Source organism: Streptomyces misionensis (assembly GCF_007896895.1).
In the GTDB taxonomy this organism is placed as follows: Bacteria; Actinomycetota; Actinomycetes; order Streptomycetales; family Streptomycetaceae; genus Streptomyces; species Streptomyces misionensis_A.
This window is the reverse complement of record NZ_VOGW01000111.1, coordinates 30,613-31,122: the sequence shown is the minus strand read 5'-3', so window position 1 is coordinate 31,122 and position 510 is coordinate 30,613. Positions and strand designations below refer to the sequence as shown.

The window sequence follows — 510 nt, the reverse complement described above, 5'->3', positions numbered from 1 at the left end:
CGTTTCACCCGATCTGGTGACACACACGTTCGACAGGGCGAGATGGCGGAGACCAGCCTCCAGCTCACCAACACCTCGTCACGGCCCCTGCGGGCACTGCTCCGCGACCCCTGGCCCCCCAGCAACGCCGTGCCGGGGACCACCCACGCCGCCCGGCCCCGCGTCGAGGTGCCCGCCGGCGGAACCCGCGAGCTCCATACCCAACTCCGCCCCACGCGCAGGGGCGAAGCCGTCGCACACAGCGTCACCGTCCGCTCGTACGGACCCCTGGGACTCGTCTCCCGCCAGGCGACGCACCCCGTCCCGGGCAGCCTCCGCGTCCTGCCGCCGTTCCACAGCCGCCGCCTGCTCGCTGCGAAGACAGCCCGCCTGCGCGAGCTGGACGGGCGGACCAGCGCGCTCGGCAGGGGCGAGGGCACCGAGTTCGACAGTCTGCGCAGGTACGTTCCGGGTGACGACACCCGGTCCATCGACTGGCGCGCGACCGCCCGACGTTCCGAAGTCGCCGTG

Annotated in this window: 1 protein-coding gene; it reads left to right on the top strand. The window is 73.3% G+C overall.

The window, feature by feature from the left end:
* Positions 1-510: DUF58 domain-containing protein (locus FRZ03_RS19655; protein WP_186785507.1), on the top strand; the 510-nt coding region annotated here is incomplete at both ends.